A 1,063-nucleotide genomic window follows, 5' to 3' on the forward strand; every position below is an offset into this window, starting at 1 on the left:
GATGGCTGCTCTGGCTGGCCTCGGACTGGCTCGGCCGCCGTTCGCTGGTCGTGGCGCTGCTGCAGATGGGCGTCGCGGGGGCCGCGCTGACGGGTGCGGGTGCGGGCGTGGCCGTCGCGTTCCCCGCCGTGGCGCTCATCGACGCCGGAGCCAGGCTGCCGCCGCGCCAGGTCCTGCCGATCACGTTCGCGACCGTCGCGGCCACGGTCTCGCTGAGGCCCTCCCCGCGCTGGCCGTACCTGGTCGCGCACGTCTCGGTGCTGGTGGCGTGCGTGTTGCTCGGGACGTTCAGGAAGCAGGTGCTGCAGCGCGCGGAGCAGGCAGAGCTGCTCCTGGGCAACGCCGAACGGGCGGCGCAGGAGCGGGCCAGGGCGGCGGCGCTGGCCGAGCGTTCGCGGATCGCCAGGGAGATCCACGACATCCAGGCGCACGCGCTGTCGGCGCTATCGGTGCAGCTCAAGGTGGTGGACGCGCTGGTGGAGGAGGGGGCGGAGGACGAGCGGATCAGAGTCTTCCTCCGGCGGGCGCAGGAACTGGCCGACGAGGGGCTGGTGGAGACCAGGCGCGCCATTCTCGCGCTGCGGGACGAGGCGCTGCCACTGGAGGAACTGCTGACCGGCCTGGCCACGGCCTACGCCGACCGTGCCGGCAAGCCCGCGGAGCTGGAGATGGAGGCGGCATCCGCGGAGCTGTCCGCCGACGTCGCCCTGACGCTGTATCGGGGTGTGCAGGAGGCGCTCACGAACGCACGCAAGCACGCGCCGGGAAGCCCCGTGCGCATACGCCTCGCTTACGGCACACACGCCACGCTGAGCGTTGTCAGCCAGGGCCCTGCCGCGCCGGTCGGCCCCGGCTTCGGGCTGCGCGGGCTCAGGGAACGGGCGGAGCGGCTGGGCGGGACGCTGAGCGCGGCCCCCAAGGGAGAGGAGTGGCACGTCGACATGCGGATCCCGCTGTGATCAAGGTGGTCGTGGCCGACGACCACCCGGTCGTCCGCGACGGACTGGCGGTCCTGCTCGGCCTGCTGCCCGACGTGGAGGTGGTCGCGACGGCGGGCAAACCG

Annotated in this window: 1 protein-coding gene; it reads left to right on the forward strand. The window is 73.5% G+C overall.

Annotated features, from left to right (window positions below):
* The coding region (locus AB0J09_RS65695; protein ID WP_360714739.1) for a histidine kinase at positions 1-959 on the forward strand (959 nt) is incomplete at its 5' end.
* Between the last annotated feature and the right edge of the window lie 104 nt (positions 960-1,063).

Source organism: Nonomuraea sp. NPDC049784, from assembly GCF_040659615.1.
Classification (GTDB): Bacteria; Actinomycetota; Actinomycetes; order Streptosporangiales; family Streptosporangiaceae; genus Nonomuraea.